This is a genomic window from Plantactinospora sp. CNZ321 (assembly GCF_004217235.1).
Window position 1 is genome coordinate 4,899,638 of record NZ_SHKQ01000001.1, and the last position, 13,010, is coordinate 4,912,647.

Sequence of the window (13,010 nt, forward strand, 5' to 3'; positions counted from 1 at the left end):
GATCGGTGGGGAACCGCTGGGACGGAACGACACCTACGGATACGCGCTCGCAGCGCAGCCGGACCAGTCGCAGGGGCGGCCAACTACTAACACGGGCTCGCAGCCCATCGAGCAAGAACGGCCTGCCCATACGTGTTCCCCGAAGGCCCCTGTTCCGGACGGTCACACCGTATGCCCGACCAAGAGTGCCGGACCAGCGGAACACCACGCGGGCCTCCACCTGATTTCATACCGGGTACGAACGCGATCGAGTCGGTCAACGCCCGTATCCGCAAGGCCGTCCGCGCCCGCGGACACTTCCCGAACGAGGCCGCAGCACTCAAGTGCGTCTACATGGCGTTGATGAGCCTCGACCCCACCGGCACCGGACGCCGGCGGTGGACCATGCGCTGGAAGGCACCGTTGAACGCCTTCCAGCTCGCCTTCGATGGCCGGCTCACCCCGGCCAACGACTGACCACCTCAACAACCAAGATCAGCCGTTAACTTGACAGACCCATGTTCATCTTGCTGGCTGACGGCGCCGTCGCGCCCTCCCGCCATGGGTGCGTGATTCCGTCCACCCAGGCGAGTTGGGCAAAATTTGGAAACTCTTCGTATATCCACGGTCGTGGATGCGACTTTTGGGTTCCGTCTACCGGTTCCCCATTGGAAGCATCGGGCCGAACTGATGCCACGGTAAGGAGGCACACAAGTGCAGAGAGTGATCCGACGCGTTGGACACCAGGGAAGCGCGATCTTACTTATCGTCGCCACCCTCCTGGCCGCCGCAGCCTCACCAGCCGCAGCTCGGCCCAGCGAAGTGTCGGCAGCTTCCTCGCTGTCGCCCGATCTCTTCCGGACGGACGAGCGCGGAGCCCTTGCGAGACTCGCCATGGCCAAGGCAAGCCAGCCACAGGCACTCGCCCCCATCGTCTACGCCGACATCGCCTGCCACATCCTTCCGACGAGGTACGTTCAGGACAAGGGGTGGGGCGTGGACGCCCAACCCAACAGGCAGTTGCACATCTACCGCGACCTGTTCATCAACGGCCAGTGGTGGAAGACCACCGAGAACTGGCCCTACGCGTCGTCGAGCGGATCATGGAGCACTCCGACCGGGGACCATGCAAGTCTGCTCAGCGGTACCTTCATGTTGTGGGTGACCGCCTACTACAACTCGGATGATGCCTACATCGGTCGCGCGACCGACACCTGCACCGCCTGACCGCCGGCAGCGGCCACCGCCATGGAGGCATGGTTAGCCCTGGAGTGGTGATGATCGACGAGAACCCCGCCAACGACCCGACCCGTGAGTGGATCACGAACGGGCACGACGTCGCGTTCGACGCTCGCGCCTTGCTCCGCAAGATCGACAGCAACGGCCAGGGCCTCGTGCGCTATCTCGCCGAGCGGGCCGGCAGCCCGGTTGCCACCCAGACGATCGCCACTGATCTAGGCGTCTCGACGCAATCGATCGAGGATTGCGTCGCCTGGATCAACAAGCTCGCCGAAGCCTTGGGCTACGTACCGCTCGTAATCTGGTCGGGTGTCGGGCTACTCATCACCACTGACGCAGCTGTTGTCGCACGTCAGGGGCTAATCGACGCCCAGCGTTGACGGATCCAGGGGCGGTGGGCTCAGTCGAGTCCACCGCCTCCGGTCTGTCGGTTCCGCCTCGCGGTAAGCCTGCGCCGGATCACACCAAACGCCCATAACGCCGCCAGTAGCAGTGCAGCGGGTATCAACAGGCCAAAGGCGGATCTCAGCAGCGTGGGGAAGTCCATCGTCACCCCCGCTCTCGAAGCCCTCGTGGACGCTACGTTTCAGGCTACCCGTCGATGCGGTTATGGCGTCATACCTCGCAGCACTGGCAGGCGTTGCCGACCGCCTGTCCACCCACAGACCAACCGGCGGCCAGCAGAGAGATCAGTTTCGGTGAGAAGAAGACACCGTAGCGCTTCTCACCGAATCTGATCCGCTGCTGGTCAGCGCGCTGGCCCGGATCACCTTCGCCGAGAACCCACACCAGGTCGGCGGTGGCGACCGCCACCCGCACCATCGATGAGCTGCCCGGCTCGTCGGCCGGACCGGGTAGCGGGTCGCCGACCCGGTCGGCCCGGTCACCGTCGCGGCACGCGCGTGGGCCCCTCCGGAAACTCCTCGGTGCCGAGCACCCGCAGCAGGTTCAGCCGCTCACGGCTCTCGGCGTCGACCGGGGTGAAGACCAGCAACTGCTGACGCTGGTCGGGGGTGACCAGGGTCTCGCAGTCCAGCAGCAGCCGGCCCACCCTCGGGTGCAGGATGGTCTTGCGGTCGGTACGCCGGACCGCCACCTCGTGCTCGGCCCAGAGCCGGCGGAAGTCGGCGCTCGCGGTCTGCAGCCGCTCGACGAGTCCGGTGACCACCGGATCGCCGGATCGCCGGCCGGCGGCGGCGCGCAGGTCGGCCACGAGCCGACGGGCCTGGTGCTCGTGTTCCTCCGGCGGGTGGACGGCGCGGGTGGCAGGGTCGGTGAACCAGCGGTACACGACGTAGCGGCGGTCACCGGAGAAGCTGGTGTGGTCGCCGGTCAGCAGCAGGGCCGCCCGGTTCTGGGCGAAGACCTCCCCCAGGTCGGACAGGACCAGCGCCGGCGTGTCGCCGAGCAGGTCGAGCATGCGCAGCAGGCCGGCGCGGGCCAGCCGGGCCACCCCGTCGGCCGGCGGGGGCCGGTGGCCGGCCAGGTGGAAGAGGTGGTCGCGCTCGTCGTCGGAGAGGCGCAACGCCCGGGCCAGCGCGCCGAGCAGTTGGGCCGAGGGCTGACTGCTGCGGCCCTGCTCCAGACGTACGACATAGTCCGTCGACATGCAGGCGAGCATGGCCACCTCCTCCCGACGCAGGCCGGCGGCACGGCGGCGGGGACCCTCGGCAATGCCGACATCGGCCGGGCGGATCGCCTCGCGGCGGCGGCGCAGGAAGTCGGCGAGCTGCTCACGCTGCATCTGCCAATGCTCCCGCGCGGCCGGCGGGCAGGTCCAGGGAGCAGCTCTCCCATGATGAACGCTCCGCTTCCACGCGTCCCGGCACCGGCGCAGGGTGGGTGACGACATCGACGACGGAGGAAAACGCTATGCAGACACGAACCCTGGGCCGCACCGGGCCGACCGTCTCCGCCATCGGCCTGGGCGCGATGGGCATGTCGGGCGGCGCGTACGGTCCGGCCGACCGCGCGGAGAGCATCGCCACGGTGCACGCCGCGCTGGAGGCGGGCGTCACACTGATCGACACCGGCGACTTCTACGCGATGGGCCACAACGAGTTGCTGCTCGCCGAGGCGCTGCGCGGCCGGGATCGGGACAGCTACCTGCTCAGCGTCAAGTTCGGTGCACTGCGCGGGCCGGGTCACGTCTTCGGTGGGCAGGACAACCGGCCCGAGGCGGTGCGGAACTTTCTGGCCTACTCGCTGACCCGGCTCGGCGTCGATTACATCGACGTCTACCGTCCGGCCCGGCTGGACCCGGCGGTGCCGATCGAGGAGACGGTCGGTGCGATCAAGGAGATGATCGACGCCGGGTACGTGCGGCACGTCGGGCTCTCCGAGGTCGACGCCGCGACGATCCGCCGGGCACACGCCGTGCACCCGATCGCCGACCTGCAGATCGAGTACTCGTTGCTGTCCCGCGCGGTGGAGGCGGAGATCCTGCCGACGCTGCGGGAGTTGGGCATCGGCCTGACCGCGTACGGCGTCCTCGGCCGGGGTCTCCTCTCCGGGCACTGGCGCGCCGGCCAGGTCGCCGGCCCCGGCGACCTGCGCGGTTTCAGCCCACGGTTCTCCAGCGGGAACGTGGAGCACAACCTCGCCCTGGTGGCCGCGCTCCGGCGGGTCGCCGAGGCGTCGGGCCACACCGTCGCCCAGCTCGCCATCGCCTGGGTGGCCGCACAGGGTCGGGACATCGTGCCGCTGGTCGGTGCCCGTACCCGCGAGCGGCTGGCCGAGGCGTTGCCCGCGGCGGAACTCCGCCTCGGCGCGGGTGAACTCGCCGGGGCCGAGCGGGCGGTGCCGCCGCGTGCCGCGCGCGGCGACCGGTACCCGCCCGCGTTCATGGAAGCCCTCGGCGTCGGCAACTGAACCGGCGTCGGCAACTGAACCAGGCCCTCCGGCGGGACCCGCTCGGGAGCGGGCCCCACCGGGGGCCTCGACGAACCGCCGCTGGTATTCGGGGGCGTCAGCTGACCAGCTTGCCTGCGGCTCGTAGGTCCCAGAAGTTCGACCGGTACTGGTCGTGGATCGTCGCCGACTGGATCCGCAGCAGAGCCTCGTCGTTCTCCCGCAGGGCGGCGTTGGAGTAGTTGTGGCTGCCGGTCACCACCCACTTGGTGTCCCGCTTCCCGGCGTACGTCCCCTCGATCAGCATGTACTTCGAGTGGACGATGTAGTCCCCGCTGATCCGGTAGAGCCTGATCCGGCTGTGTCCGGAGAGGATGTTCGGCACGTCGACGTCAGCATCGGTGTAGACGACCTCCACCCAGCACTTCTGGTTGGCGAGGTCCCGCAGCTCGTTCGCGATCGAGTTGCGGCTGAAGTGCCACATCCCGACCCGGATGATGGTGCGCCCGGTCTCGGTGCCGACCGACGTGTTGCCCTGGCAGGTGACGTTCTCGTTGAGCATGTTGTAGATCGTGTCGGTGCTGGCGCTCGACCCGGCGCGCGGGAAGAAGTACGACTTGGCGTTCCCGCTGGACGTGGTCCGGTAGTAGTCGTTGTTCTTCACCTTCGCGGCCAGGTCGCTGTGGTAGTTGACGTAGGAGTTGTAGACGGCGGTGTTGCCGACCAGCGTCACCGCGTTGTTCCAGTAGCGCTCGGCGTTGCCGCTGGTCAGGTTGGCCGAACTCTGCACCAGCACGTTCGTCGAGCCGGAGGTGTCGGAGAAGAGGAAGAACTTGTTGTGCATGATGGGCGTGTTGAGGTTGCCGATGCAGGCCCGCCCGGTGGTGCAGACGGTCACCCAGGACGGGTTGGCCCGGCTGGTGCCCAGCGCGCCGATCAGGTTGGTCACCGCGGGGTAGTCGCGGGACTGGCTGTCGACCACGACCCGGACGTTGACCCCGCGGTCGTGCGCCGCGATCAGGTCGTCGGACACCCGGGTCAGCGAAAAGTGGTAGATCGCCACCCGGATCGTGGAACCGACGGCGGCGCCCTGGATCAACCCCTGGAGGTGCTCGACGATGGCGTACTGCTGGCTGGCCACGGTGGGATTGTTGAAGATCGCACCGGAGCTGACGGCCGCGACCGCCGGGGTTGTCGGAGCCAGGAACGCGGCCGCGGCGAGACCACCCGCGACCAGCAGTCCGGCGGTACGACGCAGAAGCATGGGCTGTCCTTCGCCGACGGTTCGGGGTCGGCTGTCCCGGGCACCCGGATACGGGCGTCGGCTCCACAGTGTGCCTGTGCTCCGCCCAGGCTCCGCACAGCCCTCGCACAGGCGATACAGGGCGCCACTAGCACGAAATCGATCACTGGGATCGAGACCCCTGCGGGTAGGCTCCGGGCCCCACATCCGCTGCGCGTCGTGACATCCGGGGGGTTGACGTGGAATTTCGGCTGCTCGGTCCGGTGGAGGTAGTCAGCAACGGCCAGGTGCTCCGGCTCGGCGGTGCGAAGCGCCCTGCCCTGGTGGTGGCTCTGCTCCTGCACGCCAACCGGGCGGTTGCCCTCGGCCAGCTCACCGAGGCGCTCTGGGCGGCACCACCCCGCGCCGCGGAGTCCAACCTGCGTACCTACGTCGTCGGCCTGCGCACCCTCCTCGTCGGTGCCGGTGAGGACGGGTCCCGGGTCTCGACCGACCAGCGGGGGTACCGCCTGGAGGTCCGCCCCGGCGAGCTGGACCTGGACACGTTCGAGGCGCTCGCCGCCGAGGGGGACCAGGCGCTGGCCCGGGCCGACACCCCGACCGCGGTGCGGCGGCTGCGGGCCGCGCTCGACCTGTGGCGCGGGCCCGCGCTCGCGGGGCTGGTCGGCGGACCCTACCTGGGGATGGAGGCTGATCGGCTGGACCAGCGCCGGTTGCAGGTCGTCCGGCGGTGGGCCGACGCCGCCCTGGCCGAGCGCTGTCACGAGCAGGTGGCGACCGAACTCGACCCACTGGTGCGGGCCTATCCGATGTGGGAGGGGCTGTGGGGCCAGCTGATGCTCGCCCTGTACCGGTGCGACCGGCGGGCGGCGGCGCTGGCGGCGTACCGGGAGGCGTACCAGGTCCTCACCCGCGAGTTGGGCGTGCTGCCGGGCCAGGCGTTACAGGAGTTGCACCAGCGGATCCTCGCCGCCGACCCCGACCTCGACCCACCACCGCCGGACACGCCGGTGCGGACCGCCCTGCCGAGGCCACGACAGCCACCGGCGAACCTGGTCGCCCCCGCTGGCCGGGGCGAACAGTTCGGCACGCTCGACTCGTTGCTGGACACCCTCGACTGGGACCGCCCGGCGAAAGTGGTGATCACCGTCCTAACCGGTACGTCGGGAATCGGCCGGACCACCCTGGAGGTGCAGTGGGCGGCGGCTCGGCCGGCCGAGCCGTTCACCGGCGGGCGGTCGCAGCTGAGCCTCCGCGGCTCCGACCTGGGTGGCGCGGCGGCGAGCCCGTACGACGCGGTCCGCGGGCTGCTCGACGCGCTGGGCGTGGCCGCCAGCCAGGTGCCGGTGACCCCCGACACCCGACCCGGGCTCTACCGGGGCGTCCTCGCCGGGCGGCGGATCTCGGTCTTGCTGGACAGCACCCGGGCAGCCGAGCAGATACCGCCCGCGCGGCCCGTGCACCGGACCGGGCGGCGGCGGTGACCAGCCGGGACGAGTTCGCCGGCCTGCTCAGGACCCGGGGTACCCACCCGGCGCTGGTCACACCCGGCCCCGGCGGACGCGCGGGCACGGCTTTCCGCGCGTACACCCGGAGGTGCTCGGCGGCGGCTCAGGCGGCGGGCGGGCTCCCCGCTCGGTCCGCCGTGCGCATGTCGAGGGCGATGTCGGCGATCATGTCCTCCTGGCCGCCGACGAGACGCCGGCGGCCGGCCTCGACGAGGATCTCGCGCACGTCGACGCCGTGCTGCCGGGAAGCCGTCTCGGCGTGCCGCAGGAAACTGGAGTAGACCCCGGCGTACCCGAGCGTCAGCGTCTCCCGGTCGACCCGCACGGGCCGGTCCTGCAACGGCCGGACGAGGTCGTCCGCCGCGTCCATCAGCGCGTAGAGGTCGCAGCCGTGCGTCCAGCCCTGCAACGTCGCCACCGCCACGAACGCCTCGATCGGGCAGTTCCCGGCGCCGGCGCCCTGCCCGGCCAGCGAGGCGTCGACCCGGCGTACCCCCTCCTCGACGGCGACGACGGAGTTGGCCACGCCGAGCGCCAGGTTGTGGTGGGCGTGGATGCCGAGCTCGGTGCCGTCGTCGAGCACGTCCCGGTACGCCCGCACCCGTTCCCGCACACCGTCCATGGTCAGCCGGCCGCCGGAGTCGGTCACGTAGACACAGTGCGCGCCGTACGACTCCATCAGCTTCGCCTGCGCCGCCAGTTCCCGGGCGTCGGACATGTGCGACATCATCAGGAAGCCGGCGACGTCCATGCCGAGTTCGCAGGCCGTGGCGATGTGCTGCGCCGCGATGTCGGCCTCGGTGCAGTGCGTCGCGATCCGCACCGAGGTGACCCCGAGGTCGTGGGCGCGACGCAGGTCCTGCACGGTACCGATGCCGGGCAGCAGCAGCGTGGTGAGGCGGGCGCGCCGTACCGTGTCCCGGGCCGCGGCGATCCACTCCCAGTCGGTGTGGCTGCCCGGGCCGTAGGTGAGACTCCCGCCGCCCAGCCCGTCGCCGTGCGAGACCTCGATCGCGTCCACGCCGGCCTCGTCGAGCGCCGCCGCGATCCGGACGACGTCGTCCAGGGTGTACCGGTGGCGGATGGCGTGCATGCCGTCCCGCAACGTCACGTCCTGCACGTAGACCCCGGTCATCAGGGCACCACCTTCCCGGTCGCGGCCAGGCGTTCCGCGACCCGCAGCGCCGCCGACGTCATGATGTCGAGATTGCCGGCGTACGCGGGCAGGTAGTGGGCGGCCCCCTCCACCTCCAGGAAGACCGAGACCCGCCACAGTGCACGGCTGTCCGGCACGCCCGCCAGGGTGTGCAGGGGCTCGTCCGGCTCGACCCGGCTGAACTGGACCTCCTGTTTGAGCCGGTACCCCGGCACGTACGCCCGCACCGCCTCGACCGCGCCGTGCACGGAGTCGGCGATCGCCTGCCGGTCCGGCTCGTCGACGAGGCAGAGCACGGTGTCCCGCATGATCATGGGCGGCTCGGCCGGGTTGAGCACGATGATCGCCTTGCCCCGGGCGGCGCCGCCGACCTGCTCGATCGCGAGCCTGGTGGTCTCGGTGAACTCGTCGATGTTCGCCCGGGTGCCCGGACCGGCCGAGCGGGACGCGATCGACGCCACGATCTCGCCGTAGTGGACCGGCGTCACCGCGCGGACCGCGGCGACGATCGGGATGGTCGCCTGCCCGCCGCAGGTCACCATGTTGACGTTGGGCGCGTCGAGGTGGGCGTCGAGGTTCACCGACGGCACGACGTACGGACCGAGGGCGGCCGGCGTGAGGTCGACCAGGCGCTTGCCGTACGGCCGCAGCACCGCGTCGTTCGCCTTGTGCGCCGCCGCCGAGGTGGCGTCGAGCACGATCTCGACCTCGTCGAAGCCGGGCATCGCGACGAGGCCGCGCACCCCGTCCGACGTGGTCGGCACGCCGAGCCGGCGGGCCCGGGCGAGGCCGTCCGAGCCGGGATCGATGCCGACCATCGCCGCGACCTCCAGGGTCGGGGAGACCCGCAAAATCTTGATCATGAGGTCGGTGCCGATGTTGCCCGACCCGACGATCGCCACCCTGGTCCTGTCCACCGTCGCCTCCGCCTCAGACATCCAGTACCAGCCGCGGCGTCAGCGCACGGGAGACGCACGGCAGCATGACCTTCCCGGCCGCCCGCTCGTCGTCGGAGAGCAGCGAGTCGCGGTGGTCCGGCACCCCGTCGATCACCCGGGTCTCGCAGGTGCCGCAGATCCCCTCCCGGCAGGCGCTTGGCACCCAGATGTCCACCGTCTCCAGCGCGTCGACGATCGACGTCTCCGGTTCGACCTGCACCGTGACGTCGGAGCGCTGGCAGACCACCTCGAACGGCACGCCCGGACCGAAGTCCTGTGGCTTGGCCGCGAACCGTTCCAGCCGCAGGCAGCCGGGCGGCCAGCCGGCGCAGCGCGCCTCGACCGCCTCGAGCAGCGACTCCGGCCCGCAGCAGTAGACCAGCGTCTCCGGCGACGGCGTGCCGAGGAGGTCGTCGAGGTCGAGCAGCCCACGCTCGTCCTGCGGCACGATCTCCACCCGGTCGCGGTAACCGGCCAACTCGTCCCGGAAGGCCATCGAGCGCACGGCCCGGCCGCCGTACCCGAGCCGCCAGTCGCGCCCCTCGGCGGCGACCTGGTGGATCATCGGCAGGATCGGGGTGATGCCGATCCCGCCCGCGACGAAGACGTACCGGGGCGAGGGTTCCAGGGTGAAGTGGTTGCGCGGCCCCTCGATCCGGACGGTCTGCCCCGGTCGCAGCCGCTCGTGCACGTACGCCGATCCGCCCCGGCTCTGCGCCGCCCGCAGCACCGCGATCCGGTAGCGGCCGCGATCGGCGGGGTCACCGCAGAGCGAGTACTGCCGCACCCGGTCGTCCAGGTAGAGGTCGAGATGGGCCCCCGGGGTCCAGCCGGGCAGTTCGGCCGCGTCCGGATGGACCAGCTCCACGGCCAGGACGCCCTCGGCCTCCCAGGTGGTCCGTTTGACCAGGACGTCCATCGGGTCACCCCCGTCCGGTGAGGAACGCGATGTTCAGCGCGTCGAAGCGCTCCGCGTGCTCGTGCTGGGGCCAGTGCCCGCACTCGGCGAAGATCTCCAGCCGGGAACCGGGGATCGCGGCGTTCATCCGCTTCGCCTCGGGGATCTCGCCGAACGGGTTCTCCGCCCCCCACACGATCAGTGTCGGCGCGGCGATCCGGCCGAGCTGCTCCTCGGTGAGCAGGTCCGGCCGCCGGTTCTCCATCTCCTGCAGGCAGAGCAGGTTGTCCAGGCCGGCCTGGAACTCGGGGCGGTGGTAGATGTCGTGCCGCACCGCGACGAGTTCGTCGCTGACGTCCTTGACCGGGTCGTGCATCAGCAGTTCGAGGCGCTTGCGGGTCAGCCCGACGTCGTCGCTCTGCACCGCCGCGCGGGTGCTGGTCCGGATCCGCTCCATCACGGCCGGGTTGGCCACGGTACCGCCGGGCGCGACCAGCGTCAGCCGGGCCACCCGGTCGGGGTGGTCGGCGGCGAGCCGGCCGGCGACCCAGCCGCCGAGCGACTCGCCGACCAGGTGCGCCCGCTCGATGCCGACGGCGTCCAGGTAGCGCAGCAGATGTTCGACGTAGCGGGGGATCCGGTACGGCGCGTCGATCCCGGCGGTGTAGCCGTGCCCGAGCATGTCGATGGCGTGGCAGTCGAAGTGCCGGGCGTGCGCCGGGATGTTCCGGACGAACGCCTCCAGGTGGCCGCTCGTGCCGTGCAGGAAGACCACCGGCTCGCCCGCGCCGGCCCGGAGGGTACGGGTGGGTATCCCACCGGCGTCCACGTACTCCAGTCGGAACGGGGTCCCGGTCAGGTCGGTCCAGAACGTCATCGGTCGCCTCCTGGGGAGAGCACGGCCACACCCATGCCGGTGAGCCACTGTGGAATGGGCGCGTAGCCGAGGGTGCGCCCCTGCGCCGGGCCGACGGCGGCGGCCATCGCGACCCACGAGCGGATCTCCTGCCCGCCGTTGCCGGCCTCGGCCTCGACCCGGTCGTTGTCGTACCCGACGATCTCGTCGAGCCGGCCGGTGGCGAGCAGGTCGAGGAAGCGGCGGTCGAAGTCGGGGTTGATGTCCGCCTCGGCGGCCCGGATGATCTGGCGCCGCCGCACCTCGTACTCGGTCCACGAGGTACGCCCGTTGAGCCACGCCTCGACCAGGAAGCGGTCGTCGTCGGAGAACGTCTCGAACCACTTCGGCCACGGCAGCCGGTGCGACAGGCCGCCCGAGGCGATCACCACGACCCGCTTGTCCCGACCGTCGGTGGCGATGGCCCGGCCGAGCTGCTCGCCCAGCCGGTGGCAGCGGCGCAGCGTCGGCAGCGGCGGGGCGAACATGTTCAGCACGATCGGCACGATCGGCACGTCCAGCCCGGGCACCAGGTACTGGAGGCTGTGCGTGATGCCGTGGTCCACCTGGAGTCGCAGCGAGAACGCGGCGTCGAACTCGTTGTCCAGCAGCGAGTCGACGAGGTGCCGGGCGAGGCCGGTGTCGACCGGCAACGGGCCGCCGGGGGTACCGGACTCCCCCGCGCCAACGCACTCGGCGACGCCGACCGTCACCGCCGGCATCAGGTCGAGGAAGAAGCCGCGGAAGTGGTTGGAGCCGATCACCACCACGGCGTCCGGCCGGGCGTCGGCGACCAGCGCCGCCGCCTCGGTCAGACCGTCGCGGAACCCGATCGCGTCCGGCTGGTCGGCGACCTCGTCCCAGTGGGTGTTCATCAGCGTGCTGTGCGAGGCACCGACGCCGAGGACGACCTCGCTCACCGGATCCGCCGCTGGTCCCGGACCACCGTGCCGGTGGTGCGCAGGAGCAGCCGGGCCAGGCCGCGACGGACCTGGGGCAGGCTGGCGACGGCCACGACGGCCGCGGTCACGACGACGGGAGTACGCAGCTTCATGATTCGTCCTTCGCACGGAGGGGACGGGTCTGGACGACGGGCTTGGACCGCTCGACCAGGCGACGCCAGGTGGTGATCGAGACGTCCGGGCGGTAGAGCCGTTCCGGTGGCGCGTCGCTGACGTCGACCATCCAGGCGTCCTGGCCGGTGAACTGGCCGTGGAAGAGCCAGCGGATCCCGGCGAGGTACTTGAGCTTGAACGCGGCCGCGGTCAGTCCCCGCTCGAACCGCGCCATGATCTGCACGTACCGGACGTGGTCCTCGTCGACCGGCACGTACCACTCGTAGTGGATGAATTGCGGGTACGCGACCCGCAGCAGGCCGGGCAGCCGGATCGAGACGAAGCCCGGGATGTTGAGCGAGTCGATGACCGGGTTGACCCGGCTGCCCTTGCCCGGGCGGTCGGGCAGCGGCATGCGCTTCCACCACCGCTTGTTGGTCCAGACGCCCAGCCCCGGGTACTCCGCCTCCCAGTGCAGTTCCTCCTGCACCCGGACGAGCCAGGGTCCCTCCTGCTGGATCCGGGTCTTGTTCCAGGCCGGCATCACCTTGAACAGCCGCCACAGGGCGGTGTTGTGCAGATACTTGGCGTGCCCCTCGTCGAAGCCGTTCTCCGCGGCGAAGCGCCAGTTGCCGTTCCGGATGTCGCTGCGCCCGCCCATCACGAAGTCGTGCTCGAGCAGTTCGTCGGGGATGTCCCGCTCGACCGGCGGCACCGGGCCGGCGCCGACGTAGATCCAGACCAGGCCGAGCCGCTGCGCCACCGGGTAGGTACGCACCTTGAGCTTGCCGCAGATCGGCGAGTCCGGCCCGTCGGTCAGGACCGCGCAGAGGTTGCCGGTCTTGAGCTCGAACGTCCAGCCGTGGTACGGGCAGCTCACCGTGTCGGGGAACTGGCGGCGGCCGAGCGAGAGCGGCACGCCCCGGTGCGGGCACCGGTCGTGCAGCGCGTAGATCTCGTCCCCCTCGCGGACCAGCGCGATGTCCTCGCCGAGGAGCCGGACCGTCTGCGGCTTGCGCCCGAACTGCTCCGCCCAGCCGACCGGGTACCAGTAGTCGCGCAGTCCCAGTACCGCGCTGTCGTAGGTCGGCCAGGACGACCAGTCCTGCCCCTCCATCACCGGCGCCTGGCCCTCCGGGGTGTCGTTCTGCCACACCGGTGGCTGTGCCGCTTCGCGTTCGATGGTCATCTGTTCCGAACCTCCGCGTTGGTCGTATCGAGGTGTGCGCTCAACCACCGCGCGGCCGCG

Annotated in this window: 14 protein-coding genes and 1 pseudogene; 5 read left to right on the forward strand and 10 right to left on the reverse strand. The window is 70.7% G+C overall.

Translation table 11 applies throughout. The annotated features are described in order from the left end of the window. Window positions 1-237: 237 nt before the first annotated feature. From EV371_RS21220 to EV371_RS21230, 3 genes and pseudogenes are all read left to right on the forward strand, one after another. Window positions 238-456, forward strand: a pseudogene (locus tag EV371_RS21220) (transposase); the annotation flags it as partial. A 417-nt stretch (window positions 457-873) separates the two neighbouring features. Next, complete coding sequence (locus EV371_RS21225; protein WP_130463598.1) at window positions 874-1,206, forward strand: hypothetical protein; 333 nt, start codon at window positions 874-876, stop codon at window positions 1,204-1,206. A gap of 47 nt (window positions 1,207-1,253) precedes the next feature. Then, entirely contained in the window at window positions 1,254-1,598 is a 345-nt protein-coding gene (locus EV371_RS21230) for a hypothetical protein (RefSeq protein WP_130463599.1), read from the forward strand. Between the two features lie 235 nt (window positions 1,599-1,833). On the opposite strand, the gene EV371_RS21235 is transcribed toward EV371_RS21230, so the two are convergent. Together EV371_RS21235 and EV371_RS21240 are read right to left on the reverse strand one after the other, a co-directional pair. Beyond that, window positions 1,834-2,040, reverse strand: coding sequence for a hypothetical protein (locus EV371_RS21235; RefSeq protein WP_130463600.1), 207 nt, complete (start codon window positions 2,038-2,040; stop codon window positions 1,834-1,836). Window positions 2,041-2,101: 61 nt separating this feature from the next. Beyond that, window positions 2,102-2,962, reverse strand: a complete 861-nt coding sequence (locus EV371_RS21240; protein ID WP_130463601.1) for an MmyB family transcriptional regulator — start codon at window positions 2,960-2,962, stop codon at window positions 2,102-2,104. Window positions 2,963-3,090: 128 nt separating this feature from the next. On the opposite strand from EV371_RS21240, the gene EV371_RS21245 reads away from it, so the two are divergent. Next, on the forward strand, window positions 3,091-4,089 hold the full coding sequence (locus tag EV371_RS21245; RefSeq protein WP_130463602.1) for an aldo/keto reductase: 999 nt from the start codon (window positions 3,091-3,093) through the stop codon (window positions 4,087-4,089). A gap of 97 nt (window positions 4,090-4,186) precedes the next feature. Here EV371_RS21245 and EV371_RS21250 read toward each other — a convergent pair whose 3' ends face one another. After that, window positions 4,187-5,332: a phospholipase D-like domain-containing protein gene (locus EV371_RS21250; protein ID WP_165436781.1), complete on the reverse strand. Its 1,146-nt coding sequence runs from the start codon at window positions 5,330-5,332 to the stop codon at window positions 4,187-4,189. 218 nt (window positions 5,333-5,550) lie between these two features. Here EV371_RS21250 and EV371_RS21255 point away from each other — a divergent pair, with 218 nt between their 5' ends. Then, window positions 5,551-6,795, forward strand: coding sequence for an AfsR/SARP family transcriptional regulator (locus tag EV371_RS21255; RefSeq protein WP_130463604.1), 1,245 nt, complete (start codon window positions 5,551-5,553; stop codon window positions 6,793-6,795). Between the two features lie 127 nt (window positions 6,796-6,922). Here the strand turns inward: EV371_RS21255 and dmpG are convergent, their stop codons facing one another. From dmpG to EV371_RS21285, 7 genes are all read right to left on the reverse strand, one after another. Further along, window positions 6,923-7,954, reverse strand: coding sequence for a 4-hydroxy-2-oxovalerate aldolase (gene dmpG, locus EV371_RS21260; RefSeq protein ID WP_207230563.1), 1,032 nt, complete (start codon window positions 7,952-7,954; stop codon window positions 6,923-6,925). After that, complete coding sequence (locus EV371_RS21265) at window positions 7,954-8,838, reverse strand: acetaldehyde dehydrogenase (acetylating) (RefSeq protein ID WP_486484955.1); 885 nt, start codon at window positions 8,836-8,838, stop codon at window positions 7,954-7,956. The genes dmpG and EV371_RS21265 overlap by 1 nt, the downstream gene beginning before the upstream one ends. A 67-nt stretch (window positions 8,839-8,905) precedes the next feature. Then, entirely contained in the window at window positions 8,906-9,832 is a 927-nt protein-coding gene (locus EV371_RS21270) for a PDR/VanB family oxidoreductase (protein WP_130463606.1), read from the reverse strand. Window positions 9,833-9,836: 4 nt separating this feature from the next. Then, window positions 9,837-10,688 carry an alpha/beta fold hydrolase gene (locus tag EV371_RS21275; RefSeq protein WP_130463607.1) on the reverse strand — a complete coding sequence of 284 codons (852 nt, stop codon included), beginning with the start codon at window positions 10,686-10,688 and terminating at the stop codon, window positions 9,837-9,839. After that, window positions 10,685-11,626 carry a DODA-type extradiol aromatic ring-opening family dioxygenase gene (locus tag EV371_RS21280; protein ID WP_130463608.1) on the reverse strand — a complete coding sequence of 314 codons (942 nt, stop codon included), beginning with the start codon at window positions 11,624-11,626 and terminating at the stop codon, window positions 10,685-10,687. The genes EV371_RS21275 and EV371_RS21280 overlap by 4 nt, the downstream gene beginning before the upstream one ends. Next, window positions 11,623-11,760, reverse strand: coding sequence for a hypothetical protein (locus tag EV371_RS33505; protein WP_165436783.1), 138 nt, complete (start codon window positions 11,758-11,760; stop codon window positions 11,623-11,625). The genes EV371_RS21280 and EV371_RS33505 overlap by 4 nt, the downstream gene beginning before the upstream one ends. Further along, window positions 11,757-12,950 (reverse strand): Rieske 2Fe-2S domain-containing protein, encoded by a 1,194-nt coding sequence (locus EV371_RS21285; RefSeq protein WP_130463609.1) that lies wholly within the window; start codon window positions 12,948-12,950, stop codon window positions 11,757-11,759. The genes EV371_RS33505 and EV371_RS21285 overlap by 4 nt, the downstream gene beginning before the upstream one ends. Between the last annotated feature and the right edge of the window lie 60 nt (window positions 12,951-13,010).

Coding starts and splice junctions, on each gene's coding strand:
- EV371_RS21225 (WP_130463598.1), top strand. CDS start 874: ATGGCCAAGGCAAGCCAGCCACAGGCACTCGCCCCCATCGTCTACGCC.
- EV371_RS21235 (WP_130463600.1), bottom strand. CDS start 2,040: ATGGTGCGGGTGGCGGTCGCCACCGCCGACCTGGTGTGGGTTCTCGGC.
- EV371_RS21240 (WP_130463601.1), bottom strand. CDS start 2,962: ATGCAGCGTGAGCAGCTCGCCGACTTCCTGCGCCGCCGCCGCGAGGCG.
- EV371_RS21245 (WP_130463602.1), top strand. CDS start 3,091: ATGCAGACACGAACCCTGGGCCGCACCGGGCCGACCGTCTCCGCCATC.
- EV371_RS21250 (WP_165436781.1), bottom strand. CDS start 5,332: ATGCTTCTGCGTCGTACCGCCGGACTGCTGGTCGCGGGTGGTCTCGCC.
- dmpG (WP_207230563.1), bottom strand. CDS start 7,954: ATGACCGGGGTCTACGTGCAGGACGTGACGTTGCGGGACGGCATGCAC.
- EV371_RS21265 (WP_486484955.1), bottom strand. CDS start 8,838: ATGATCAAGATTTTGCGGGTCTCCCCGACCCTGGAGGTCGCGGCGATG.
- EV371_RS21270 (WP_130463606.1), bottom strand. CDS start 9,832: ATGGACGTCCTGGTCAAACGGACCACCTGGGAGGCCGAGGGCGTCCTG.
- EV371_RS21275 (WP_130463607.1), bottom strand. CDS start 10,688: ATGACGTTCTGGACCGACCTGACCGGGACCCCGTTCCGACTGGAGTAC.
- EV371_RS33505 (WP_165436783.1), bottom strand. CDS start 11,760: ATGAAGCTGCGTACTCCCGTCGTCGTGACCGCGGCCGTCGTGGCCGTC.
- EV371_RS21285 (WP_130463609.1), bottom strand. CDS start 12,950: ATGACCATCGAACGCGAAGCGGCACAGCCACCGGTGTGGCAGAACGAC.